At 36.2% G+C, this 26,190-nt stretch carries 30 protein-coding genes; all 30 read left to right on the forward strand.

Going from position 1 to position 26,190, the window contains the following annotated elements:
- Positions 1-3: 3 nt before the first annotated feature.
- The 30 genes from fliG (at position 4) to EJF36_RS09290 (ending at position 26,161) form a co-directional block, all read left to right on the forward strand.
- Positions 4-1,020, forward strand: coding sequence for a flagellar motor switch protein FliG (gene fliG / locus EJF36_RS09145; RefSeq protein ID WP_125906027.1), 1,017 nt, complete (start codon positions 4-6; stop codon positions 1,018-1,020).
- Positions 1,013-1,789: a flagellar assembly protein FliH gene (fliH, locus tag EJF36_RS09150; RefSeq protein WP_125906028.1), complete on the forward strand. Its 777-nt coding sequence runs from the start codon at positions 1,013-1,015 to the stop codon at positions 1,787-1,789. The genes fliG and fliH overlap by 8 nt, the downstream gene beginning before the upstream one ends.
- Complete coding sequence (gene fliI, locus EJF36_RS09155) at positions 1,786-3,108, forward strand: flagellar protein export ATPase FliI (RefSeq protein ID WP_125906029.1); 1,323 nt, start codon at positions 1,786-1,788, stop codon at positions 3,106-3,108. The genes fliH and fliI overlap by 4 nt, the downstream gene beginning before the upstream one ends.
- Positions 3,108-3,554, forward strand: a complete 447-nt coding sequence (fliJ, locus tag EJF36_RS09160) for a flagellar export protein FliJ (RefSeq protein WP_125906030.1) — start codon at positions 3,108-3,110, stop codon at positions 3,552-3,554. Before fliI ends, fliJ begins: the two co-directional genes overlap by 1 nt.
- A 4-nt stretch (positions 3,555-3,558) precedes the next feature.
- Positions 3,559-4,164, forward strand: a complete 606-nt coding sequence (locus EJF36_RS09165; protein ID WP_125906031.1) for a MotE family protein — start codon at positions 3,559-3,561, stop codon at positions 4,162-4,164.
- Positions 4,165-4,196: 32 nt separating this feature from the next.
- Positions 4,197-5,912 (forward strand): flagellar hook-length control protein FliK, encoded by a 1,716-nt coding sequence (locus EJF36_RS09170; protein ID WP_125906032.1) that lies wholly within the window; start codon positions 4,197-4,199, stop codon positions 5,910-5,912.
- 9 nt (positions 5,913-5,921) lie between these two features.
- Entirely contained in the window at positions 5,922-6,419 is a 498-nt protein-coding gene (gene flgD / locus EJF36_RS09175) for a flagellar hook assembly protein FlgD (RefSeq protein WP_125906033.1), read from the forward strand.
- On the forward strand, positions 6,409-6,789 hold the full coding sequence (locus EJF36_RS09180; protein ID WP_125906034.1) for a TIGR02530 family flagellar biosynthesis protein: 381 nt from the start codon (positions 6,409-6,411) through the stop codon (positions 6,787-6,789). The genes flgD and EJF36_RS09180 overlap by 11 nt, the downstream gene beginning before the upstream one ends.
- A 94-nt stretch (positions 6,790-6,883) precedes the next feature.
- Positions 6,884-7,675 (forward strand): flagellar basal body rod protein FlgG, encoded by a 792-nt coding sequence (flgG, locus tag EJF36_RS09185; protein WP_125906035.1) that lies wholly within the window; start codon positions 6,884-6,886, stop codon positions 7,673-7,675.
- Positions 7,676-7,749: 74 nt separating this feature from the next.
- On the forward strand, positions 7,750-7,992 hold the full coding sequence (locus tag EJF36_RS09190; RefSeq protein ID WP_125908322.1) for a flagellar FlbD family protein: 243 nt from the start codon (positions 7,750-7,752) through the stop codon (positions 7,990-7,992).
- A gap of 13 nt (positions 7,993-8,005) precedes the next feature.
- Complete coding sequence (fliL, locus tag EJF36_RS09195; protein ID WP_260471862.1) at positions 8,006-8,413, forward strand: flagellar basal body-associated protein FliL; 408 nt, start codon at positions 8,006-8,008, stop codon at positions 8,411-8,413.
- Positions 8,414-8,451: 38 nt separating this feature from the next.
- Positions 8,452-9,450, forward strand: coding sequence for a flagellar motor switch protein FliM (fliM, locus tag EJF36_RS09200; protein ID WP_125906036.1), 999 nt, complete (start codon positions 8,452-8,454; stop codon positions 9,448-9,450).
- The gene (fliY, locus tag EJF36_RS09205; protein ID WP_125906037.1) at positions 9,443-10,714 is read left to right on the forward strand and encodes a flagellar motor switch phosphatase FliY; all 1,272 of its coding nucleotides are present in this window, start codon (positions 9,443-9,445) and stop codon (positions 10,712-10,714) included. The genes fliM and fliY overlap by 8 nt, the downstream gene beginning before the upstream one ends.
- A gap of 22 nt (positions 10,715-10,736) precedes the next feature.
- Positions 10,737-11,099, forward strand: a complete 363-nt coding sequence (locus EJF36_RS09210; RefSeq protein ID WP_125906038.1) for a response regulator — start codon at positions 10,737-10,739, stop codon at positions 11,097-11,099.
- Between the two features lie 13 nt (positions 11,100-11,112).
- Complete coding sequence (fliO, locus tag EJF36_RS09215) at positions 11,113-11,778, forward strand: flagellar biosynthetic protein FliO (protein WP_125906039.1); 666 nt, start codon at positions 11,113-11,115, stop codon at positions 11,776-11,778.
- Positions 11,771-12,436 (forward strand): flagellar type III secretion system pore protein FliP, encoded by a 666-nt coding sequence (gene fliP, locus EJF36_RS09220; protein ID WP_125906040.1) that lies wholly within the window; start codon positions 11,771-11,773, stop codon positions 12,434-12,436. Before fliO ends, fliP begins: the two co-directional genes overlap by 8 nt.
- A 14-nt stretch (positions 12,437-12,450) precedes the next feature.
- Complete coding sequence (gene fliQ / locus EJF36_RS09225; protein WP_125906041.1) at positions 12,451-12,720, forward strand: flagellar biosynthesis protein FliQ; 270 nt, start codon at positions 12,451-12,453, stop codon at positions 12,718-12,720.
- A gap of 1 nt (position 12,721) precedes the next feature.
- Positions 12,722-13,498: a flagellar biosynthetic protein FliR gene (gene fliR, locus EJF36_RS09230; RefSeq protein WP_125906042.1), complete on the forward strand. Its 777-nt coding sequence runs from the start codon at positions 12,722-12,724 to the stop codon at positions 13,496-13,498.
- Positions 13,499-13,500: 2 nt separating this feature from the next.
- Entirely contained in the window at positions 13,501-14,583 is a 1,083-nt protein-coding gene (gene flhB, locus EJF36_RS09235) for a flagellar biosynthesis protein FlhB (protein WP_185807011.1), read from the forward strand.
- A gap of 25 nt (positions 14,584-14,608) precedes the next feature.
- Entirely contained in the window at positions 14,609-16,645 is a 2,037-nt protein-coding gene (gene flhA, locus EJF36_RS09240; protein ID WP_125906044.1) for a flagellar biosynthesis protein FlhA, read from the forward strand.
- Entirely contained in the window at positions 16,642-17,823 is a 1,182-nt protein-coding gene (gene flhF / locus EJF36_RS09245; protein ID WP_125906045.1) for a flagellar biosynthesis protein FlhF, read from the forward strand. The genes flhA and flhF overlap by 4 nt, the downstream gene beginning before the upstream one ends.
- Positions 17,816-18,685 carry a MinD/ParA family protein gene (locus EJF36_RS09250; protein WP_125906046.1) on the forward strand — a complete coding sequence of 290 codons (870 nt, stop codon included), beginning with the start codon at positions 17,816-17,818 and terminating at the stop codon, positions 18,683-18,685. The genes flhF and EJF36_RS09250 overlap by 8 nt, the downstream gene beginning before the upstream one ends.
- Before the next feature lie 7 nt (positions 18,686-18,692).
- The gene (locus tag EJF36_RS09255) at positions 18,693-19,781 is read left to right on the forward strand and encodes a protein-glutamate methylesterase/protein-glutamine glutaminase (RefSeq protein ID WP_125906047.1); all 1,089 of its coding nucleotides are present in this window, start codon (positions 18,693-18,695) and stop codon (positions 19,779-19,781) included.
- A gap of 14 nt (positions 19,782-19,795) precedes the next feature.
- Entirely contained in the window at positions 19,796-21,832 is a 2,037-nt protein-coding gene (locus EJF36_RS09260) for a chemotaxis protein CheA (protein WP_125906048.1), read from the forward strand.
- Between the two features lie 27 nt (positions 21,833-21,859).
- Positions 21,860-22,303 (forward strand): chemotaxis protein CheW, encoded by a 444-nt coding sequence (locus EJF36_RS09265; protein WP_125906049.1) that lies wholly within the window; start codon positions 21,860-21,862, stop codon positions 22,301-22,303.
- A gap of 20 nt (positions 22,304-22,323) precedes the next feature.
- On the forward strand, positions 22,324-22,965 hold the full coding sequence (locus tag EJF36_RS09270) for a chemotaxis protein CheC (RefSeq protein WP_125906050.1): 642 nt from the start codon (positions 22,324-22,326) through the stop codon (positions 22,963-22,965).
- On the forward strand, positions 22,958-23,458 hold the full coding sequence (locus EJF36_RS09275) for a chemotaxis protein CheD (RefSeq protein WP_125906051.1): 501 nt from the start codon (positions 22,958-22,960) through the stop codon (positions 23,456-23,458). The genes EJF36_RS09270 and EJF36_RS09275 overlap by 8 nt, the downstream gene beginning before the upstream one ends.
- A complete protein-coding gene (locus EJF36_RS09280) occupies positions 23,458-23,784 on the forward strand; it encodes a hypothetical protein (RefSeq protein ID WP_125906052.1) in 327 nt (108 codons plus the stop codon). The genes EJF36_RS09275 and EJF36_RS09280 overlap by 1 nt, the downstream gene beginning before the upstream one ends.
- Before the next feature lie 220 nt (positions 23,785-24,004).
- Entirely contained in the window at positions 24,005-24,769 is a 765-nt protein-coding gene (locus tag EJF36_RS09285) for a FliA/WhiG family RNA polymerase sigma factor (RefSeq protein ID WP_125906053.1), read from the forward strand.
- A 21-nt stretch (positions 24,770-24,790) separates the two neighbouring features.
- The gene (locus tag EJF36_RS09290) at positions 24,791-26,161 is read left to right on the forward strand and encodes a DUF342 domain-containing protein (protein WP_125906054.1); all 1,371 of its coding nucleotides are present in this window, start codon (positions 24,791-24,793) and stop codon (positions 26,159-26,161) included.
- Positions 26,162-26,190 lie beyond the last annotated feature (29 nt).

Here is a 26,190-nt window from a genome sequence, read left to right on the forward strand (position 1 = left end):
GAAATGGCTAGACGAGACAGCGGTGAACTTACCGGTAAGCAAAAGGCGGCCATCCTATTAATATCGCTCGGGCCTGATGTGTCAGCATCTGTGTATAAACATTTGAGTGAAGAGGAAATTGAAAAATTAACGCTAGAAATTTCTGGCGTGAAAAAAGTAGAGTCCCGATCAAAAGAGGATATTCTTGAGGAGTTTCACCAGATTGCACTAGCACAAGACTATATTGCGCAAGGCGGGATTGGGTATGCAAAAACGATACTTGAAAAAGCATTGGGAGAAGAGAAAGCATCCTCAATCATTAATAGATTAACATCGTCATTACAAGTAAAGCCTTTTGATTTTGCAAGAAAGGCCGATCCAGGACAAATATTTAATTTTATTCAAAATGAACATCCGCAAACAATTGCACTTATTTTGTCCTATTTAGACCCAGCACAAGCGGGTCAAATATTGTCAGAACTTCCTCAAGAGATGCAAGCAGATATAGCTCGTAGAATTGCATTAATGGATTCTACATCACCTGAGATAATTAATGAAGTGGAACAAATCCTTGAAAGGAAGCTTTCTGCAACTGTTACGCAAGACTACACACAAACGGGTGGGATTGAAGCAGTTGTTGAAGTTTTAAACGGAGTAGACCGCAGTACAGAGCGCACGATTCTTGATGCACTTGAAATTCAAGATCCAGAACTTGCGGAAGAAATTAAAAAACGTATGTTTGTTTTCGAAGATATTGTTACACTTGATAACCGTGCAATACAACGAGTTATTCGTGATGTGGAAAATGATGATCTACGATTAGCATTAAAGGTTGCTAGTGAAGAAGTTAAAGACATCGTCTTTAAGAATATGTCTAAACGTATGGCCGACACGTTTAAAGAAGAAATGGAGTTTATGGGACCTGTTCGCTTACGTGATGTTGAAGAAGCACAATCTAGAATCGTGGCAGTCATCCGTAGATTAGAGGAGGCTGGTGAAATTGTAATTGCTAGAGGTGGAGGTGACGATATAATTGTCTAGAATAATTAAGTCATCTTATCCTAAATTTTCTAATGAAGAACCTCGTGGTGCAAAGGTTATTGGCTTAAAGACTTTGCAGCATAATATGTCAGGTGAAAAGTCTATGGACTCAGGCTACCTAAATGATCAAGCATCACAAATTATCGAAAATGCTGAACAACAGGCTTATGATATATTACAAGCTGCTCATATTGAATTGCAGCAAGCAAGAGATGCAATAGCTGCAGAAAGACAAAGCTTCCAACAGGAAATACTACAAGAACTAGAGCAAGCAAAACAGCAAGGCTATAATGACGGGTTTGAGCAAGGTAAGAATGAAGGCTTAAATTTATATGAACAAGAGATTAAAAACATACAAGATTTAACAGTACTAGCAAAGAAAGAGTATGACCATATTGTAGCTAATGCTGATGAGACTATATTTCAAATCGGTATGAGAGTGGCAGAGAAGATATTGGACAAACACCTTGAAAATCACCAGAGCGATTATGTGAGTCTAGTAAAGCATGCAGTAAAAGAAGTGAAAGAGCACCGTGATGTGCAAATTCGAGTTCATCCAAGTCAGTATGAACTTCTTATTTCACAAAAGGCAGAGCTGGTAAGCATGTTAAATTACGAAAATGATATATATATTCTAATTGAAGAAGAACTTACTGAAACAGACTGTTTAATTGACTCGAGTTTTGGAAGAATTGACGCTAGTGTTGATTCACAGTTAAAAAAGATAAGAGAAAAACTAATTGAACTTCTCAGGGATGATCAAGTATGAGTTTGACAAATGTTTTACAAGCAATACCAATGTTAGATTCATATGTACGGTTTGGTAAGGTCACTAGGGTTATTGGTCTAATGATTGAATCGAGAGGCCCTGCATCTTCAATTGGAGATTTATGCTTAATTCATATTGGATCGAAACAGAAACAAAGGTGTATACAAGCTGAAGTTGTTGGATTTCGTGATGAAACTGTTATTCTTATGCCTTATACATCCATAAAAGATATTTCACCTGGGGCAGTGGTTGAAGCAACTAGTAAACCGTTGCAAGTTAAAGTCGGTATGGATTTAGTGGGCAAGGTCATCGACTCTTTAGGAAACCCTCTTGATGACTCGATGCTTCCAAAAGGTCTAACAGCAGTATCAATTGATAGAGATCCTCCCAACCCTATGTACAGGCCCCCTATCGAGGAACCAATAGAGGTTGGTATCCGGTTAGTTGACTCTTTATTAACTGTTGGGAAAGGTCAAAGAGTAGGTATATTTGCTGGTTCCGGTGTTGGGAAAAGTACAACACTTGGGATGATTGCTAGAAACACAGAAGCAGATTTAAACGTTATTGCTTTAATAGGTGAACGTGGTAGAGAAGTTAGGGAGTTCTTAGAACGAGACTTAGGACCAGAAGGCTTAAAACGTTCTATTGTCGTTGTTGCAACATCAGACCAACCAGCGTTGATGAGAATAAAAGGAGCATACACAGCAACGGCTATCGCGGAGTATTTTCGTGACAAAGGATTAAATGTCATGATGATGATGGATTCTGTAACGCGTGTAGCAATGGCACAGCGTGAAGTAGGTCTTGCTATTGGCGAACCACCGACTACAAAAGGGTATACGCCTTCAGTATTCTCTGTTCTTCCTAAGCTATTAGAGCGTACCGGCACTAACGAATATGGTACTATTACAGCTTTTTATACTGTTCTTGTTGATGGCGATGATATGAACGAGCCTATTGCCGATACTGTTCGAGGAATTCTAGACGGCCATATTGTCATGGATCGTCAATTAGCGAATAAAGGTCAATACCCAGCTATTAATGTTCTGAAAAGTGTTAGTCGTGTGATGAACAATATTGTAGATGAAACTCATCTACGTGCTGCTTCACGTATGCGGTCGTTGATGTCCACTTATTTAAACTCAGAGGATTTAATTAATATTGGAGCTTATAAGAGAGGGTCTAATCGCGAAATAGATGAGGCAATTAGATACTATCCAAGTATAATCTCATTTCTTAAACAAGGCACAGCCGAAAACTCTACAATGCTGAGCAGCGTAGATGATATGAAAAAGCTAGTCGAATTGAGTGATTCATAATGAGCTTTCAATATAAATTTAATAAAGTCCTTGCTATTAAAGAAACGGAAAAAGAACAAGTAGTTATAGAATACAATACTGCTATCGCTCACTTTGAAAAGGTTGCGGAGAGGCTTTACGAGTTGTTAAAGCGTAAAGAGGACTTAGAAGATGAACAACAACAATTTTTACAGACGGGTGTATCAATTCAGCACATGAGACAACAGCAGCAATTTATCTATAACCTTGAGCGTATTATTGCTCATCAACAAAAATTAGTCATGAAAGCTAGACAAGCTTTACAAGAAAAGCAAGCGCAGCTAATTAGCAAAAATATAGAAGTGAAAAAATATGAAGTAATAAAGCAAAAGGACTTTGAAATCTACATTCAGGAGAATAAGGCCATAGATAATAAACTCATGGATGAACTTTCACTCCAACAATATTTGAAACAGGAATCAAGGTGATGAAATGGCGAACAAGAATAGCGGTACACAGGTTGAAAAAAAGTTTAATATTGTTCAATGGTTTTTATTCGTCATTTTAGTCCCATTATTGTTTGCTATCGTATTATCTTTTGTCATACTGACGGTTGCAGGTGTAAATATACAGGATACATTACAAAAGTACGGATCAAACGTACCTGTAGTGAAAAACTTTGTTCCAAAAACTGAAGAAATGCTTAAAAAAGAAGATCTTCAAGGTCAAATCCTTACACTTCAAAAAACTGTCGACGAAAAGGAAGCTTCTATCACTATGCTAGAAAGTCAACTAAAAGGTAGCCAAGAGGAAGTTAGTAAGTTACAGGAAGAGATTGACTCGTTATTGGAGCAACTTAGAAAAAAGAAACAAGAACAGACGACGATCGAAGAGGATTTGAAAAAAATAACAAGCATGTATGAGGAAATGTCATCTAAAAACGCTGCTGCTATTATAACAAAACTATCAGACGACGAGGCTATACGCATCTTAGAACGTTTAGATAGTAAAAAAGTTGCAGAAATACTTGAAAAGATGCCGCCAGATGATGCCGCTAGGCTGATGACTGTAATGTCACTGGAGCTAACAAGTCCTTAAATAACTAATGGAACTTGAAAGGGGGTGAAATTATGACTACAGAGGTTGTGAATTTACAAATTTCATCAAATGCAAAGGCTCATGGTGCAGTTGTTGCAAAAAATACAAGTAAATATGGTTCTGTTCATTTTAATGATTTGCTTGCTAATGTGTTATCTGTCAAATCAGAAATACACACTACTGTTTCTAATCAAGGAGAGTCACCACCTGAGACGTTAAATTTAACAATAAACAATGAAGAACTGTTAATTCTTTTTAATCGGTTAGAGGGTGTACTAGAGCATCCTGCTGCTTTTACTGCTGCTGAAGATTTATTGTCTCTAGGTGAAATTCAAACTATGTTAGAAGGCATGCCACCCGAACTAAGAGAAAAGCTCTCGGAAATTTTAACGTCTAATGTTTCTTTTGAAGATCTACTTGATAACTTAAAGCAGAGTCACTCACCTGAAGCGGCGATGGGGTTAATGCTGTTAATGTATAGTATGAAGACACAACACTTCATAGAAGTGGATAAAACATCAGTAAATACAATGGCAAAACTAGTGCTCTCACAAACGGATGGTAATACTGATAAGAATGCAGTTAATAAAGTTTTAACTGAAATATTAGATCAATTGATTGAGCCAAGTGTTAAAGACCAACCGGCCTCAAAAGACACAATTCCTTTTTTACAAAATAGTGAAAAGCCGGCGTTTACTCTATCTTACCAAAACAATGGTTTAAATAAGGGAAACGTTCAAGAAGCTCTTAAGTCACTTTTACAACAGCCAGACAATCAGCAAATAGTTCAACAATTTGAGAAGGCATTTTCATCTATACAAATGAGCGAAGCTAATTTAAGGGATATGTTAGTTAAAATAGAAGCGGTATTAAAGTTAAGTGGTCCAAGGCTGGAAACAGCAGTGGAGGAGATAGGAAAGAGTTTAAAACTATCTCATTCGGATCAGAAACTATTAACATCACTATTGCTTCCAATTATAACAGACATGCAAGTTACTAACGACAAGAGTGGACAAGCGTCTTTTGCACAGGTAGTTAATATGATGCAAGCTTCTACAAAGTCAAATAAGCTACATTTTAATAAAGAAGTAAGCACAATGGAAACTGCTCTTTCTAATGAAGTGGAAGGAGAGTCTTCAAATACCGTCTTGAGAGACATCAACATTAGTAGATTATTATTAAATTCAACAAGAACTCACCACCAAGGAAAACGAGAGTCTACAGAAGCTCCTGTACCAATTTCTATAAGCCATAACATATTAAGTCAAACTCAACAGCTTATTATGCATACGGGTCAGTCATCTGGAACTGGTAAGCAAGGTCAACAATTAGTTGACCAATTTTTAAAAACTATTAATAAAGGTAAATTTATGACATTGGCAGATGGTTCCAAGCAGATGACAATCCGGTTAAATCCTGAGCATCTAGGGAGTCTAACTGTAAAATTATCACAATCTAACGGAGAAATGATAGCAAGAATTATTGCATCATCCTCCAAAGCGAAAGAAATGCTGGATGCGAATATTATACAATTACGAACTTCCCCAGTCACACAAGGTTTAGCTATTGACAAGATAGAAGTTTATACACAAGAACAGTTTGCACAGGGGAATTTTAATGATGAGCAAAATCAAAATGGTCAACAAAAACAGCATAAGAATAATGAAACTGATAACCATCAGGCTGTCATAGACGGTGATGCTGATATAGTTTCTTTTGAAGAAGTGCTGTTAAGTGTGAAAGTGTAGGTGACTAGTATGACCACAATTGATTCAAGTTTCTATTTATCCACTAAATCAAGAGATGTGAAAACAGGACAATCGACTCTAGGGAAAGATGATTTCTTGAAAATTTTACTTACACAGTTACAAAATCAAGACCCTATGAATCCGATGCAGGATAAAGAGTTTATATCACAGATGGCCACTTTCTCTTCACTTGAGCAAATGACAAATATGGGAAAATCGATGGATGCATTTGTAAAGATGCAATCTACAAACCAAATATTTCAGTATAGCCATTTGATAGGTAAACAAATTGACTGGACTAAATCTGAAGTATTGGACGGGCAAGAGGAACCAATTATTACTTCAGGAAAAGGAACTGTAATATCCGTAAAGCAGCAAGGTAGTAATGTACTATTAGAGCTTGAAGATGGTACTTATGTTAACAGTACAGATGTAAAAGGTGTTTCAAAAGAAAAATTGAATACGTTAGAAGAAGCAGTAGTTAGGAGTGAGGAGAGTGGATCATAGACTACAACAAATATCGAGCCATCCATTAACCTTACAACCAAAGACTCGTCAGCAAAAGCAGCCCATTTATAAGCAATCATTTCAAGATGTGTTTCAGAAGCAACTGCAGTGTGATCAGTTAAAAGTGAGTAAACATGCCGAACAAAGACTTATAGAAAGAAATATTAAAATTGATATGAATAAATGGAATCAAATTAATGATCGTGTGGCTGAAGCTAGACAAAAAGGTATTCAAGATTCGTTAGTTGTATTAGATGGAGCAGCATTAATTGTTAACGCAAAAAACAATACAGTAATAACTGCCATGAATCGTGAGGAAGCTAAATCGCAAATTTTCACAAATATTAATGGAACTATTTTAATTGATTAATATCTTCATAGGCTGGACCTTATTGGAAGCCTAGGAATTGCTGACCGACTGATGTAATTCCATCCAATCCAAATTATAAAAGGAGACTACTATTATGTTACGTTCAATGTATTCAGGAATTAGTGGGCTGAAAAATTTTCAATTAAAGTTAGATGTTATCGGAAATAACATTGCCAATGTAAATACATATGGCTACAAGAAAGGAAGAACGACTTTCTCAGATATCGTGAGTCAAACTATCGCAGCTTCGACAGCTCCTTCAAATGATATGGGTGGTACTAACACGAAGCAAATTGGTTTAGGTGCAAGATTAGCTACTACTGATACTATTCACACACAAGGCAGTGTCCAAATGACGAATAGACCACTTGATATAGCAATATCAGGTGATGGGTACTTTATAATTAACGATGGCAACGACGATTTATATACTAGAGCAGGAAACTTTTATTTAGATGAAGAAGGAAAAGTCGTGGATGGAAATGGTTTTTACCTACAAAAGGCCGGTGGGGGAGAAATTGAAATTCCAGACGATGCAAAAAGCTTCAGTATAGGGAAAGACGGAACAGTAAGTATTGTAAAAGCTGATAATAGTATCGATTCTAAACAAAAAATCTCTCTAGCAATATTCCCAAACGCTGATGGGTTAGAGAAATCAGGGAATAACCTTTATCGACTTTCTAATAACTCAGGGAATGCAACTGACGTGCAACCTGGAGCAGATGGAGCTGGAGAATTGATATCTGGAGCACTAGAAATGTCAAACGTTGACCTGTCAGAAGAATTTACGGAAATGATTGTTGCCCAACGTGGTTTTCAAGCTAATACACGAATTATCACGACTTCTGATGAAATATTACAGGAACTAGTGAATCTGAAACGATAATTCTTATTAGAGGGAGGGAAGCGGGAATAAGTAGCATTAAGGTTTGGTGGATGCTGCTTAAACCCGCTCGTTATTTGATTACTTTGACGAGACTAAACAGCAAGCCTTTTGTGTTAAATGCTATTTATATAGAGCAAGTAGAGGCATTCCCTGACACAACAATTACTTTGTCGAATGGTAAAAAAATTGTCGTGCAGGAAACGGTAGATGATGTTATTGTATTAGTAAAGAAATTTTATCAAGATATTAATGTTGTTGGTGCAAAAGCTAGAGATAACATAAATAATATTGGAGGTGGAGACACTGTTTCAAAATAAATTGTTGAATATCATGTTCATCATTTTAATAGTTTTAACCTTAATTGGAGCAATTGTACTTGCCTTAATATTATTTCTGAACAATGACAAATCTGCAAAAGCAGAAGTGCCAACAATTGATGAAATACTTGAACAATCTGTTGATATACCTGAGATTACAACGAATTTATTAGATGGAAGATTTGTTGTTATTCAATTTAAGGTACAGACAGATAGTAAGAAAACTAAAGAAGAACTTGAGAAACGCTCATTTCAGGTAAAGAATATTATTATTCAAGAAGTATCAGAAATGACAGCAAAGGAGTTTCAAGGACGTGCTGGAAAAGAAGACTTGGAAAAGCTCCTGAAACTACGTATTAACGAATTAATGAGTGAGGGTACTGTCGAAAAAGTATATATTACCTCCTTTATCCTCCAATAATAATCGTAACTGATTGGCCATATGGGGGTGTATAGATATTGGCTGGAGATGTTCTTTCGCAAAGTGAGATAGACGCTCTACTTTCCGCAATATCAACCGGTGAGATGAGCGCAGATGAATTAAAAAAAGAAGAAACTGAGAAAAAGGTCAAAGTGTACGATTTTAAACGTGCCTTAAGGTTTTCTAAAGACCAAATTCGAAGTTTAACAAGAATTCATGAAAACTTTGCTCGGCTTTTAACAACATATTTTTCGGCACAACTTCGCACATATATTCAAATCTCTGTTGCATCGGCGGATCAAATTCCTTATGAGGAATTTATTAGATCTATACCAAAGATGACGATTTTGAATGTATTTGAGGTACCGCCATTAGATGGGAGAATATTACTCGAGGTCAATCCTAATATCTCTTATGCGATGATGGATCGTGTTCTAGGAGGTAGAGGCGTTTCTATAAATAAGGTAGAAAACCTAACAGAAATAGAAACGCGTATCATGTCCAACTTATTTGAACGCGCAACTGAAAACTTACGGGAAGCGTGGAGTACACTTGTGGATATTGACCCACAGTTAACAGATTTTGAAGTGAATCCACAATTTTTACAAATGGTCTCCCCGAATGAGACAGTTGTTGTTATTTCTCTCAATATGCAGATTGGTGAGACAAGTGGCATGATTAATATATGTATCCCTCATGTTGTATTAGAGCCAATAATACCAAAGCTATCTGCTCATTATTGGATGCAAAATAACAAATCAAAAGAGAGTAATCCTGAGGATTTAGCTCTTCTTGAACGAAATATACGACGAGCTGAAGTCCCTGTATGCACTGAATTGGGATCAGCAACTATCTCAATTCATGAGTTTTTAGCTCTAGGTGTGGGGGATGTTGTTCAGCTAGATCAAAAAATTGAAGATCCACTAATCATTAAAGTGGGAGAGTCACCAAAATTTACTGGACAGCCTGGTAAATTAAATAAACGTATGGCCGTCCAAATTCTCGACCTTATAAAGGGGGGAGACGAAAATGTTTAATGATGAGATGCTATCACAAGATGAAATAGAGGCATTGTTGCGAGGGACAGAAGATTTATTAGACGATAGTTCGACTGATAATAAAAATGACGACCAAAGTACCCCCGAGGAATCTCTGTTGTCGTCAATGGAAAAAGACGCGTTGGGTGAAATTGGTAACATCTCGTTTGGAAGCTCAGCAACTGCTCTATCAACTCTTTTAAATCAGAAGGTTGATATAACAACCCCAACTGTTCAGCTTGTAAAGAAGGCTAGCTTAGAACAAGAGTTTCCTCATCCTTATGTAGCTGTTCAGGTGAGTTATACAGTTGGCTTTTCTGGAGTGAACTTATTAGTAATAAAGCAATCAGATGCGGCCATTATTGCTGATTTAATGCTAGGTGGGGATGGCAGTACACCTGATAGTGAGCTTAATGAGATTCAATTGAGTGCTGTTCAAGAGGCAATGAATCAGATGATGGGCTCTGCTGCGACTTCAATGTCTACCATTTTTAATAAAAGAGTCGACATTTCGCCTCCAAGTATTGATTTGCTTAACATAAAGCAAGGAGAAGGAACAGAGACTATACCAAATAATGATTACTTAGTAAAAGTCTCATTCAGACTTCGTGTTGGTAGTTTAATTGATTCAGATATTATGCAGCTACTACCAATGGATTTTGCAAAAGCCCTTGTTGAGGATTTACTAGGTCCTAACGAAAGTGTAGTGCAAGAAACACCATCAACACAGCAGAATCAACACAGTCAACAAGCTATCGAGCAATCTCCACAAAATACAGGAGAGTATTCGCAAGCTCAAAATAATTATAATCAAGATACTAGACAACAACACTACCAGCAGCCAGCATCAGCACCTGATCCATACCAGCATATGAACCACTATCAACAAGCTGGTCCACAGCGGATCGGAGCGAATTTCCAAGAGTTCCCTGGAGGTACGCCGGCTCATGTACAGTCTGCGGAATTCTCTAGTTTTACACCTACTCAAATTTCCGAAACAGAATCACGGAATCTTGATATGTTACTAGATATTCCTTTACAAGTAACGGTGGAGTTAGGTCGAACGAAAAGATCTGTAAAAGAAATTTTAGAGCTTTCCTCTGGTTCAATAGTGGAGTTAGATAAACTCGCTGGTGAGCCAGTTGATATATTAGTGAACAACAAACTAATTGCAAAAGGGGAAGTTGTTGTTATTGAAGAGAATTTTGGAGTACGTGTCACAGATATCGTAAGTCAAAGTGATCGAATAAAAAAACTTCGATAAATACTAGGAGGTAATACGTTTTATGGCAGCAAAAATTATGATTGTGGATGATGCGGCATTTATGCGCATGATGATTAAGGATATTTTAAGTAAAAATGGATTTGACATTGTTGCAGAAGCCGCAGACGGTGCACAGGCAGTTGACTTATACAAAGAACATAACCCTGATTTAGTAACGATGGATATTACAATGCCAGAGATGGATGGCATTACAGCTCTTAAAGAAATTAAAAAAATCAATCCTAATGCTAAAATTATTATGTGCTCTGCGATGGGTCAACAAGCGATGGTAATTGACGCAATTCAAGCAGGCGCAAAAGATTTTATTGTTAAACCATTCCAAGCTGATCGTGTATTAGAAGCAATTAATAAAACGATTGGATAAAGGTGGCGTTTCCTTGTTTAAACGAGTTATTATTCTTTGTATTTTAATATGTACTTCTCTCATTGCTCCGCTACTGCCTTCAGTGCAGGCGGAGCAACCTGCTAGTGTTGAGGATTGGTTAAATGATTCAAGTCATGAAAATGACGAGAAAGGTACACCTTCTTCGACGGATAAAGCTGAAAAGGTAACGGACACTATAGATTCTTCACCAACTGTAAATGCCTGGGACTTCGTGAAAATGTTATTTGCCACTGCATTTGTAATTGGACTCATTTATTTTACATTTAGATTTATTAATAAGCGGAATAAAGTTTTTTCAGGGGCTAAATATATTGAAAATATTGGTGGTACAAGCTTAGGTGCAAATCGTAGTGTTCAGCTTATTAAGGTAGGGGATGAAATTTTAGTTGTTGGTGTGGGTGAATCTATCACTCTACTAAAGGAAATACATGCGAACGATGAAGTTTCTGCTATTATTGAACAACATAATAATGGTTTAGATCAGTTGATACAGCGAAGTGATATCTTTAATCGCATTTTTAAAGATAAAAAGAAGAATGAGAATAAAGGTACAGGGGATTTTCAGTCCGTTCTGAACCAGCAATTAAAAGATTTATCAGATGGAAGAAAAAAACTTTTGAGGGAGTTAGAGAAAGAAAGGGATACACATCATGACTGAATTTATGGAGTTCTTCAATACTGCCTCTCCTGAAAATGTCTCAACTTCTGTGAAGCTACTATTATTACTAACTGTGCTATCTTTAGCACCAAGTATACTAATTTTAATGACAAGCTTTACGAGAATTGTTATTGTTCTCTCATTTGTGCGAACATCTCTAGCTACTCAACAAATGCCACCGAATCAAGTGTTAATAGGGCTTGCTCTTTTTCTAACTTTTTTCGTAATGGCACCTACATTTCAAGAAGTAAATGATACAGCACTAACACCGTTATTTAATGAAGAAATTACGTTAGAGGATGCCTATGATAGGGCTGTTATACCATTTAAAGAGTTTATGAGTAAAAACACACGTCAAAAGGACCTTGCTCTTTTTCTAAATTATATTAATGCAGAAAAGCCTAATTCGATTGAAGATATACCTTTAACAGCTTTAGTGCCTGCATTCGCAATCAGTGAAATAAAAACGGCCTTTCAAATTGGGTTTATGATTTTCTTGCCGTTTTTAATAATTGACATGGTTGTTGCGAGTGTTCTTATGTCGATGGGGATGATGATGTTACCACCTGTTATGATTTCCCTTCCATTTAAGATTTTATTGTTTGTCCTCGTCGATGGATGGTATTTAATCGTTAAATCTTTACTGCAAACTTTTTAAGTTGGTGATTATGAATGACTCCTAATTTTGTCGTTGAAATGGCTGAGCGTGGTGTATATACAGTGTTAATGATTAGTGGACCTTTAATGCTTTTAGCGTTAGTAGTAGGACTAATCGTCAGTGTATTCCAAGCGACGACGCAAATTCAAGAGCAAACACTTGCTTTTGTGCCTAAAATAGTCGCTGTTTTTATCGGCTTAGTTTTCTTTGGACCTTGGATGTTAACGAGAATGCTTACCTTTGCATATGAAATATTTAATAATCTAGCGAGCTTTGTGAGCTAGTATGGACAATGTATTTTTTAATTTACCGAGTTTTTTACTTGTATTAGCTAGAGTTGCTTCTTTCTTTGCAACGTTACCTTTATTTTCTTATCGTAACATTCCAACTACTCATAAAGTAGGGATAGCTGTATTTCTATCTTGGATAATTATGTTTACAATAGATGCTCCTACTATTGAAATTAATTATATGTTCTTTATGCTAGTAATAAAAGAAGCTTTAGTGGGACTTTTAATTGGCTTTATCGCATATATGATTGTAAGTGCCATACAGATTGCAGGAGGATTCATTGATTTTCAAATGGGGTTTGCTATAGCTAATGTTGTAGATCCTCAAACAGGGGCTCAAAGTCCATTAATGGGTCAGTACTTGTATACACTAGCACTACTCTTTTTGTTAGCAGTTGATGGACATCATCTGTTATTAGATGGTGTAGTAAATAGCTATCATTTTGTTCCACTGCTTGAAGTATGGATACCATTTGGTAATGAGAATCTTATCGAATTTGTTGTACGTGCTTTTAATTCTATGTTTTTAATAGCTTTTCAAATGTCCATTCCGTTAGTGGGATCATTATTTTTAGTGGATATTGCTCTCGGTATTATGGCTAAAACAGTGCCGCAGTTAAACATCTTCGTTGTCGGATATCCCATTAAAATAGCCTTAAGCTTTATAATTTTATTCCTAATTATGGGGCTCATGTTCATGGTTGTTGAGCAACTATTTGAAATGATGTTGTTTACGATGAGAGGGCTAATGGATTTAATCGGAGGCTTATAATGATGGAACTGCTTCAACTTGATCTACAGATGTTTGCTGGTGAAAAAACAGAAAAAGCAACGCCGAAAAAACGACAAGAATCTCGTAAGAAGGGACAAGTTGCTAAAAGTACAGATGTGAATTCAGCCTTCGTTTTGTTAGCTGTGTTTCTAGTCTTATCATTTACGGGTTCTTCAATGGGAAATATAGTAACCTCTATTTTCAGAGAGTCGTTCACACAATATATACACATGCCATTTACTTCAGAAAATATCCATCTTATTTTCATAGAGTTGCTTATTCAAGGCATATGGGTGGTTGCACCGGTCATGTTAGTTGCTGTTGTGGCTGGAGTGGCAGCGACTTATTTACAAATTGGTTTTTTGTTTTCAGCAGAAGCAATTAAATTTAATCTGAATAAAATTAATCCACTTCAAGGTGCAAAGAGAATATTTTCTATTCGTTCAATAGTGGAGCTTTTAAAATCGATATTAAAGATACTGTTAATTGGAACAGTAACATTTACTATTTTATGGTTACATGTAGATGAAATCTTCAATCTTTCACAAAAAACGTTGTATGATGCGTTAGCATTAGTTGCTAAACTTACTATTCAAATGGGAATAGGCGCATCGATTGCACTTTTATTTTTAGCAATCTTAGATTATTTATATCAACGCTATGACTTTGAAAAAAATATTCGTATGTCGAAACAAGACATAAAAGACGAATACAAGAAAACGGAAGGGGATCCGTTAATAAAATCGAAAATTAAGCAAAAACAAATGGAAATGGCAACACGGCGAATGATGCAAGAAGTACCAAACGCGGATGTTGTTATAACAAACCCAACCCATTTTGCGATTGCGTTAAAATATGATGACTCAAACATGGATGCACCGTATGTCGTTGCTAAAGGAGTAGATTTTATTGCTCTCAAAATTAAAGAAACGGCAAAGGAGCACGATATTGTTACTGTAGAAAATAGACCATTAGCCCGAGCGCTCTACGATAAAGTAGAGATTGGCCAAGCCATACCAGATGAATTCTTTAAAGCTGTCGCAGAGGTATTGGCATATGTATATAGATTAAAGCAAAATGTCTAATGTGAACAATTAGGGAGAGAGACCTATGTCAGCAAGAGATTTATCTGTATTAGCTAGTGTTATATTAATAATCGCTATGCTTGTTATTCCATTTCCGTCATGGATGTTAAGTATTCTAATTATAATAAATATTACGCTAGCATTATTAGTGTTGCTAACGTCAATGAATATGCAGGAACCTCTTCAATTCTCCATCTTCCCTTCCTTATTGCTGTTATTAACACTGTACCGGCTTGCACTTAATGTTTCTACTACCCGTTCTATTTTAAGCGAGGGTGAAGCGGGAGGCGTCGTTGAAACGTTTGGGACGTTTGTTGTTGGAGGTAAGGTTTTAGTTGGTTTTGTAGTGTTCTTAATTTTAATCATCATTCAATTTGTTGTTATCACAAAAGGTGCTGAACGTGTTTCTGAGGTCGCAGCAAGATTCACATTAGATGCTATGCCTGGTAAACAAATGGCTATTGATGCTGATTTGAATGCAGGGCTTATTTCAGAAATACAAGCTCGGGAACGTCGAGATAAAGTTGCAAGAGAAGCAGATTTTTATGGTGCTATGGATGGTGCCAGTAAGTTTGTAAAGGGAGACGCCATAGCTGGTATCATTATAGTAATAATTAACATGCTCTTTGGTATCATTATTGGTACCATGCAGCTAGGTATGTCTTTTGCTGAATCGGCATCACATTTTACAAAGTTAACAGTAGGAGATGGTATCGTAAGCCAAATACCAGCTCTGCTTATATCTACAGCTACTGGTATTGTTGTAACAAGAGCTGCGTCAGATGGAAATCTAGGTCAAGATATAACCTCACAGCTGTTGGCCTATCCGAAAATGCTATATGTAGCCGCTGCTACCATCTTCCTTCTTGGTTTATTTACACCAATTCATGACATGTTAACAATACCTATTGCTTTGCTGTTGTCATTTGGTGCTTATATGTATACAAGACAATCTAAAGATTTAGACATACCAGAGGCGAGTTCAGAGGAAGAGATGCAGCCAGATGAAATGAAAAGTCCTGAAAGTATAGTGTCTTTGTTAAATGTTGATCCTATAGAGTTTGAATTTGGGTATGGTCTTATTCCTTTAGCAGATTCTAGTCAAGGTGGAGATTTACTTGACAGGGTTGTTATGATACGAAGACAGCTTGCTCTTGAACTAGGACTAGTTATTCCTGTTGTAAGAATTCGTGACAATATTCAGCTTGAACCAAATGAATACAGATTAAAGATAAAAGGAAATGAAGTAGCTAGAGGTCAAATTTTACTTGATCATTATTTGGCAATGAGTCCCGGTATGGACGATGATGCAATTGAAGGCATTGATACAATTGAGCCATCCTTTGGGTTACCAGCTAAATGGATTAGTGATGCAATGAAGGAACAAGCAGAGATTTTTGGTTACACCGTAGTTGACCCGCCTTCTGTAGTATCTACTCATATTACGGAAACTATAAAAGCATATGCACATGAGTTGTTAGGAAGACAAGAAACAAAACAGTTAGTAGATCATTTAAAAGAGTCGTATCCAATATTAGTAGAAGAAGTGACCCCGTCTCCATTATTAATTGGGGATGTTCAAAAGGTTTTAGCTAATTTATTGAAGGAAAAAGTAAGTATTCGTAACTTGCCAGTCATTTTTGAGACACTCGCAGACTTCGGTAAGATGACAAGTGACACAGACTTATTATCAGAGTATGTAAGACAAGCCTTAGCAAGACAAATAACGAACCAATACGTTGTTCAATCAGATAGTTTAAAGGTTATTACTTTATCAGGGGGAGCTGAAAAAGCAATTGCTGATGCTATTCAGCAAACAGAACACGGAAATTACCTTGCATTGGATCCAGCAATTTCACAAAAAATTATTGAATCCGTTCATACTAAGGTAAACCAGTTTATGAATGGTGAGCAAACACCAATTCTGTTATGTTCTCCTGCTGTACGTATGTACGTTCGTCATATTATTGAACGGTATTTACCAAATGTACCCGTCTTGTCATACAATGAACTAGAATCTAACATCGAGATTCAAAGTGTAGGGGTGGTGAATGTAGATTGAAGGTAAAAAAATATGTTGCAAAATCAATGCCTGAGGCTATGAAGATGATTCGAGCTGAGCTTGGCAATGATGCAGTTATATTGAATTCAAAGGTAGTGCAAAAACGTGGGGTATTTGGTTTTTTTGCAAAAAAAAGCATAGAGGTTATAGCCGCTGTAGACTCTAAACCTGTTATTCAAAAGGAAACCAAACCAAAGCCACCTCCCGTTAGGAAAGAAGTTTCTCGGGAGGATGCTTCGCCTGTTATTAAACACCAAACACCTAAGGTACAAGAGAATAATATGAATGATAAGGCTGTGTTACAAGAATTAAAAGAGTTAAAAACAATAATAAGTACTTTATCTGGATCGACAAATTATTCGTCTAACGTTTTGGATCAATATCCAGAGCCGTTGAGACAAATAAATTCCCTGCTTACAGAACAAGAAATAGAAGTAACCATTCGACAGAATATTATTAATCAGCTTTTAGAAAAATGGTATGTTACGGGTGGACAAGCTACTGTTGAACAAGTAAAACAGTGGACTGCCAATATAATTGATACTGAAGTATCTTCACACCATTACGGTGGGATTAGGTACAAAAAGAAATATGTAAATGTTGTTGGACCAACAGGTGTTGGTAAAACAACAACTCTAGCAAAGATAGCGGCAGAATGTGTACTACGAGACCAAAAAAAAGTGGCATTTATAACAACCGACACGTATCGAATTGCTGCAGTTGATCAACTTAAAACATATGCCAAAATTTTAGGTATCCCACTTGAAATCTGCTATAACAACGAGGATTTCATATTGGCGAAAAACAAATTTCAACATTATGATTTAATATTAATAGACACGGCAGGTAGAAATTATCGTAATCAACAATATGTGGAAGATTTAAAAGAAATATTAAATTTTAATGAAGACATGGAAACCTATTTAGTTCTGTCACTATCAAGTAGATATGAGGATATGAAGGCCATAATTGAGCAATTCTCACTCATTACCATTGATCAGCTAATTTTTACTAAAGTAGATGAAACAACAAAATACGGCCCAATGCTTAATATGATGATTCAATACAATAAAGGAATTGCGTATGTAACGAATGGTCAGAACGTGCCAGATGACATAATGGCGGCATCACCATCAGTTATAACAAAAACTATACTTGGGGTAGATGTATATGAGTGATCAAGCTCAAAATCTAAGACTTAGATTACAAAACTTACAACAAAATAAAATGGAAACAAAGGCCATTGCTGTTATTAGTGGTAAAGGTGGAGTGGGTAAGTCGAATTTCGCTTTGAATTTTTCACTTTCACTGGCCAAAAAGGGCCAACGCGTTCTTCTATTTGATATGGACATTGGGATGGGTAATATAGATATACTTATGGGTGTATCACCGGAAAATACAATAGTCGACATTTTCACCAAACAAATGTCGATTCATGATATTATAAAAAAGGGGCCACATAATCTATCCTATGTAGCGGGTGGAACAGGTTTTTCGAAAATTTTTAGTTTTGATTCAATGAAAATTCAATTCTTTTTCGATGAACTCCACAAATTATTACAAGACTATGATTATATTATATTTGATATGGGAGCAGGTTTGTCAGAGGGATATCTTGAAATTTTAATGGCTGTTCACGATGTATTTGTTATTACAACTACAGAGCCAACGGCTATTACAGATGCATATGCAACTATGAAATATATATATATAATGGATCAGCAAACACCCTTTTATCTCGTCGTAAACAGAGCTCACACGGAAAAAGAAGGTGAGATAACAATGCGTCGACTTACGAATGCTGTGCAGCAATTTTTACAAAAACAAGTCATTCAATTTGGGTTGTTACCAGAAGATCGGGCTGTCTCAAGAGCGGTAAGCTCCCAAACCCCGTTTATTATACATGACCCTAAATCAAATGCAAGTAAAGCGCTTGAACAAATGACTGAACGTTATTTAAGTAAGTCTTTTGAATCTACGATTCCCTCGCGCTCTTTTAGCTTCGTAGCAAAACTGCGCCAATACTTCTTTGAAAGGTAGTGAGGCAATGGCTGATAAGAAAGTAAAGGTTTTAGTTGTTGATGACTCTGCTTTTATGCGCAAAATGATTACTGATTTTCTATCAAATGATTATCGTATAGAGGCAATAGGGACAGCTAGAAATGGTAACGATGCAATAGACAAAATCAAGCAACTGCAACCTGATGTCGTTACTTTAGACGTGGAAATGCCTATTATGAATGGGTTGGATGCTTTAAAAATTATTATGAAGGAAACCCCGTTACCTGTTGTTATGTTATCGAGTACAACAAAAGAGGGCGCAGAAAATGCATTACTAGCTATGCAGCTTGGTGCAATCGATTTTATCGCCAAGCCTTCTGGCCCGATAAGTTTGGATTTACATAAAGTTAAAGAAGATATTATAGCGAAAGTTATATTAGCGAGTACTGTTAATTTAAAAAATGTAACACCACAAAAAATGGAAGAAAAAACCGCTCAAACTCTTCCGTCACTGACATCACCTATGAAACGAATACGGTCAAGACAGGGTACATCACAAAGTAAAAAACTTATAGTAATCGGTACCTCAACAGGAGGGCCAAGAGCACTTCAACAAGTATTAACAAAAATTCCTGCAAATATTGATGCACCAATATTAATTGTACAACATATGCCACCAGGATTTACTAAGTCACTAGCAACTCGATTAGATTCCTTGAGTAACATTACAATAAAAGAAGCTGAGAATGGTGAGATCTTACAAAAAGGTACTGCTTATATTGCACCAGGTGGATTTCACTTGAAGGTGAAACGAGTAGGCTCTTCTTTAGCTGTCTTGACGGACCAATCTGACATACGCAATGGTCATCGACCAAGTGTTGATGTTATGTTTGAATCTGTGAGCGATTTAAATGATTATGAAAAAATAGCAGTAATAATGACGGGGATGGGGGCAGATGGCTCTGAGGGCCTCGTGAAAATGAAGCAGGGTGGCAAAGTAAAAGCTATTGCTGAAGCTGCTGAAACTTGTGTTGTATTCGGTATGCCGAAATCAGCAATTGCTACACAATTAGTTGATGACGTAGTGCCATTGGATAATATCTCTCTAGCGATTTTAAAATATGTTGAAGCCTAAAGGGGGCCAAGCTAATGGATATGAATCAGTATCTAGATGTTTTTATAGATGAAAGTAAGGAGCATTTAGAAATATGTAACTCTCAATTATTAGAACTTGAGAAAAACCCTAAGAACTTAGCGATTGTTAATGAAATCTTTCGTGCAGCACATACATTAAAAGGTATGTCAGCAACAATGGGGTTCGAGGACTTAGCAAATTTAACACATAAGATGGAAAATGTGTTAGATGGTATTCGTAATCAAAAAGTTGTTGTTACAACAGAAATTATGGATGTAGTATTCAAAGCTGTAGAGCATCTTGAACAAATGGTGTTTTCAATTGCTGATGGTGGAGATGGCAAGTGTGATGTTACGCAAGTAGTGGACGCTCTTCAGCGAATAGAAAAAGGCGAAACTATAGCAAAAACTGAGCCGAAAAGTAAAGAGGTTTCAGAAAGCGTAACTGTCAACTCATCTAATTTTGATGAATTTGAGCTAACAGTTATTGAACAATCTGAAGAGCAAGGTTTTGTAACGCTGCAGATTGACGTACAATTACGTGCAGATTGCTTAATGAAAGCTGCACGTGCCTATATGGTCTTTGAGGTACTTGAGCAAGTAGGAGAAGTTATTAAGTCGAATCCTCGAGTGGAAGATATTGAAGATGAGCAATTCGACCAAAATTTTACAATTACATTTATAACAAAGGAGCCTGTCGAAGACATTAAAAAACGGGTTCAAAAAGTTTCAGAAGTCGAGAGTGTTATAACAAATAAAGTTTCCATTGACAAGAGCACATCTACTTTAATAGAAAAAGTTGAACCGGTATTAGAGGCAAAAGCAGAGGTCGCTGCAACTGCAGCTCTTGAAATAACAGAAAAAAATGATAGCCAACCAGAAGTTGCTAGAAGTCAAGCGGTTTCTAATAAAACTATTCGTGTTAATATTGAGCGACTTGATATTTTAATGAATTTATTTGAAGAGCTTGTTATCGATCGTGGGCGACTAGAACAGATTTCTAAAGAATTAAATAATTCCGAGCTTCACGAAACAGTTGAAAGAATGTCGAGGATTTCTGGAGACTTACAAAATATTATTCTAAATATGCGAATGGTACCTGTAGAAACGGTGTTTAATCGCTTTCCACGTATGGTACGACAGCTTTCACGTGAATTAGGTAAAATTATTAATCTTGAAATAATCGGCGCAGAAACTGAGTTAGATCGCACAGTTATTGATGAAATTGGTGATCCGTTAGTACATTTAATTCGCAATGCTTTAGATCATGGAATTGAAAGTCCAGCAGAGCGAAAGCAAAAGGGAAAACCAGAGGAAGGTACTGTAAAACTTAAAGCATATCATAGTGGAAACCATGTTTTTATTGAAATTGAGGACGATGGTGCCGGTATAAGTCGTAATAGAGTTCTGAAAAAGGCTATCGCAAGCGGGATAGTAACAGAACAAATTGCAACAACGCTGACAGACAAACAAGTATATGAGCTGATTCTTGCTTCAGGGTTCTCGACGGCAGAAAAAGTTTCTGACATTTCTGGTAGAGGCGTTGGATTAGACGTTGTTAAGAGTACTATTGAATCACTAGGAGGTTCTATATCTATAGACTCAACTGAAGGCCATGGTTCTGTGTTTTCAATCCAACTACCTTTAACACTATCAATTATTTCTGTAATGCTAGTAGAAGTGCAAAAAGAGAAATTTGCTGTTCCACTTTCTTCAATAATTGAAACAGCAATAATTAAACAAAGTGATATACTACACGCCCACAATCAAAAAGTAATTGATTTCCGTGGGAAAGTCGTACCATTACTATTTATTAAAGATATTTTTGATGTTCCTGTCTATGAAGAAGATGATGAGTTTTATTCGGTTGTTATCGTTCGTAAAGGGGACAAAATGGCTGGACTTGTTGTTGATTCATTTATTGGTCAACAAGAGGTTGTTTTAAAATCACTAGGAAACTATATGACAAATGTCTTTGCTATCTCAGGAGCAACAATTCTTGGAGATGGACAAGTCGCACTAATTATTGACTGTAATGCACTTATAAAATAATCCTTAAAATCGAAAGGGGGAATCACAATGACAACTGCAATAGGAACAGAATTAAAAGTAATTGTATTTCAACTTAAAGATGAAGAATACGGTGTACCTGTTGATCAAGTAAGGTCAATTGAGAGAGTATTGCATATTACAAGAGTGCCTCGAACTGATGATTTTGTAAAAGGAGTAATAAATCTTCGAGGAGTCGTTACTCCGATTATTAATTTACGCAATCGCTTTGGAATTACTGAACAAGAGTATACGGATAGTACGAGAATAATAATTGTTGCATTAAAGGATATGGAAGTAGGGCTTATCGTAGATGCTGCTAACGATGTTATTGATATACCTGTTTCAGCGATAGAACCTGCTCCAGAAGTAGTAGGAGCTGTTGAGGCTGATTATATTAAAGGTGTAGCAAAGTTGGATAAACGCCTTTTGATTTTATTAGACTTAGAAAAAGTATTAAATCCTGACGGTTAAAAAGCGAGGTTTTGAATGCCATGTCATTCATTGATAAAATTAATCCCATACAGTTAGATATATTAAAAGAAATCGGCAACATAGGAGCAGGGCATTCAGCAACAGCTTTATCAAAAATTTTAAACAAAAAAATTGATATGACCGTCCCACAAGTTAGAATTGTATCGTTTGACGAGATGATGGACATTGTTGGGGGACCTGATAATGTAGTTGCTAGTGTGTTCCTTCGTGTCGAAGGAGATGCACCAGGTAGTATGTTTTTCGTATTATCTCTAGAGCAAGCATCTAAGTTTATTAAACAACTAACAGGTGATGAAAGCTTTAGCTTTGATAAGCCACCATATTCTGAGCTATCTATATCAGCCCTTCAAGAACTTGGGAATATTTTATCCGGCTCATATTTGTCATCTTTGTCAGACTTTACAAATCTAATGTTAATGCCAACCGTTCCTGCCTTAAGTATTGATATGGTCGGAGCAATTTTAGGATATGGATTACTTGAATTGTCTCAAGTAAGTGATTTTGCTATTGTTATTGATACTTCCATCAATGAAGACGAGAACTCTAGTGATGCTACATTACAAGGCCATTTCTTTCTACTTCCTGACCCTGACTCTTTTGATGTTATATTTAAATCATTAGGAGTCACTACTAATGAGTAATACTACTTTTCAAATTGTTAAAGTGGGTATTGCTGATATGAACATTGTAAAGGGACAAGATGTAATTCGGACGTCAGGATTAGGCTCGTGTGTGGGAGTTATCATTTATGATCTTCAGCAACAAATCGCGGGATTAGCACATATCATGTTACCGAACTCTACATTAGCAAGAGAAGAACGTTTTAATACAGCTAAATATGCCGACACTGCTACTGATGAATTAATCTCACGATTACTTCAAGCTGGAGCTAAAAGAATAAATCTTAAAGCAAAAATAGCGGGAGGAGCGCAAATGTTTCAATTTGCCTCTAAAAACGATATGATGCGAATTGGCCCGCGTAATGTTGAAGCAGTTATTGAAAGACTTGCATACAACAGGATATCATTGTTAGCAAAAGATGTAGGCGGTAGTAGTGGCCGAACTATAGAATTTACTCCATCAACTGGAAAATTGACAATTAGAACGGTTAATCAAGGGGTTCATGACATTTAATGATTGACAAAACGCTAGTCAACCTACTTATTGCGTGTGTCGGCTTTAGTTTGGTATTCACACTCTCGATGATACAAAACTCATTATTAACAAGTGTGGTACGAGCTTGTATTGGATTTATAGTTTTCTTTATTGTTAGTGTAATTATCAGTTTAATGATTACGTACATAAAAAAAGATATGACCGGAACGCATTCAGAAGATAACATTCAAATTATTCAAGAAACGGACCAAGAACAATTAGCAAGACCAGATATGTTTGATGGATTATCTGAAGACGAAATTAAAAAAATTGTTACATATATACGATCGATGGACAATGATTAAAAAGTAGTATAAAACGTTTAAGGATCTACGTATAATTTGTAGGTCCTTTTTTCTTTGTTTTTAAAAAATATAAAAGTAGTCAATTTGAGACTTATTAATATTTTAAAAGTATTTACTTAAGGGAAATTGGAAAAATTACAAAACATGTCATATCCTTGATTAAATTGTCGGATAACTTTTGATATAATAGGTTGTAGTGCTCTTTTATAGGAGGAAAAGGATGTCTCAGCTTACAAACGATGAGCAAATATATTGGCATAAATGGATAGAGTCACGCGATCCAGAAGCAGGTGACGTGCTAATTAAATGGTATATGCCTCTTGTTACATATCATGTGCAGCGCATCGCCGCCAATGTACCGAAATCGATTAGTATCGAAGAATTAAAAAGCCTTGGTATGGCAGGACTGCTAGATGCATTAGAAAAATTTGATGTAACGAGAGAATTGAAATTTGATACATACGCTTCGTTTCGTATTCGTGGTGCTATTATAGATGGGCTTCGAAAAGAAGATTGGATGAGCCGAACAACTCGAGAAAAGGTTAAGAGGATTGAAGCGACAACAGAAAAGCTTGAACAGGCGTATATGCGGTCAGTTAGCCCTAGTGAAGTAGCGATGGAGTTAAACATGAAAGAAGATGAAGTAATATCTATCATGAATGAGAGTATTTTTGCAAATGTCTTATCCATGGATGACTTACCAGTTGATGACGATCAGCAAGAAAGGCACAACATCTCACTTAAGGATAATAATATGCCTACACCTGAGGAAGAAGTAATAAATGGGGAAAAGCATCATGAACTTGCAGCAGGAATAAAAAAGCTTAATGAAAAAGAGCAAATTGTTTTAAGTCTTTTTTATAATGAAGAGCTAACATTAACAGAGATTGGACAAGTGTTACAATTATCAACATCAAGAGTTTCTCAAATACATTCAAAAGCTTTATATAAATTAAAGGATATATTAAAAAAAGACTATTTGTAGTGTAGGGAGAGGGATCGAGGAATGTCTGACAAGTTCGTAATTAAGGTTACAGCAAATAAGTTAGAGGCATATCTAGACTTAGCAAAAGACGTTTATGACATTCTAGATATAACAAAAGAAGATGTCATGAGATTTCTACAAGAGAATAATATTGTTGGTATCAATGAGAATGTAATAGATGATTTACTTTTAACAAGGGATGTTAAGAAGCTACCTTTGCTAGTAGCAACGGGGCAGCAGCCTGTAAATGGTGAAGATGGTTATTTACAAAGTGAAATTGAGAAGAATGATAATAGCTCTAATGAGGTAAACAAAAAAGAGCCTTTAAATTTACGTCATGTTTTAAAAATTCCATCTGTGTCAAAGGGGCAATTAATTGCACGTGTAGTGCCTCCTACCGAAGGGAAGCATGGTATAGATGTATTCGGAAAAGAGATAAGTGCGAAATATGGTAAAGCTTTTCGTGTTCGTCAAGGTAAAAATATAGAAATTAAAGATGATTCTATTTACGCCCTTATAGATGGCCAAGTTAATATAGTTAATAAGCAAATCAATGTCTTACCAATATTCTGTGTAAATGGAGATCTTGATTTGAAGGTCGGTAATATCGACTTCATTGGTAATGTTGAAATCCGAGGTAGTGTTCCTACAGGCTACACCATCAAAGCTGGAGGAGATGTAAAAATCAATGGTCTTGTTGAAGGAGCAATAATTGAAGCTGAAGGTTCTATTTATATTTTAGGTGGAGTTGCTGGTATGTCTCGTGGCCTCATTAAAGCTGGAGGGAATCTAAGAACATCATATTTAAATCAGGCCAATGTGAATGTTGCCGGTGATATTGAAGTAACTTCCTCTATTATGCATAGTATCTGCTCATCGGGTGGACATATTGTTTGTCAACAAGGGTCAATAATAGGCGGTCAAGTGTCTGCATGTAAAGGTATTGAAGTAAAGGACGTCGGAAATCACATGCATACAAGAACAGAAATATGTATCGGAGTTAGCCAGGAAATATTAGCTAAGGAATTTCAATCACGTAGACAGCTTACTGAACTATTGCAATCTAAAGAGAAACTAACTGTTATCTTACAGAAGTTGACAGAGAAGTATAGAGAAACTGGTAATCTATCTATGAGAGAGATAGAAGTCCTTCAAAAACAAAAAGTAACTGAAGCTACACTAGCTGAACAGATTAAACAAGTACAAATGGAGCTTGATGACTTGCAAGACTATTTTGGTGACATAACGGAAAATAAAATAACGATAAAAAACACTTTATATCCTAATACACACTTGCATTTTGGTAAATATAAGCTTGTGACAAATCGTTCGTATCATCACGTACATGTATTTGTAGACAATAGTGAGATTGTTGTAAATCCTATACTTTAGAAATTATATACTGAAAAAGGGTGTGATTG

Source organism: Bacillus sp. HMF5848 (genome assembly GCF_003944835.1).
GTDB lineage: Bacteria > Bacillota > Bacilli > Bacillales > HMF5848 > HMF5848.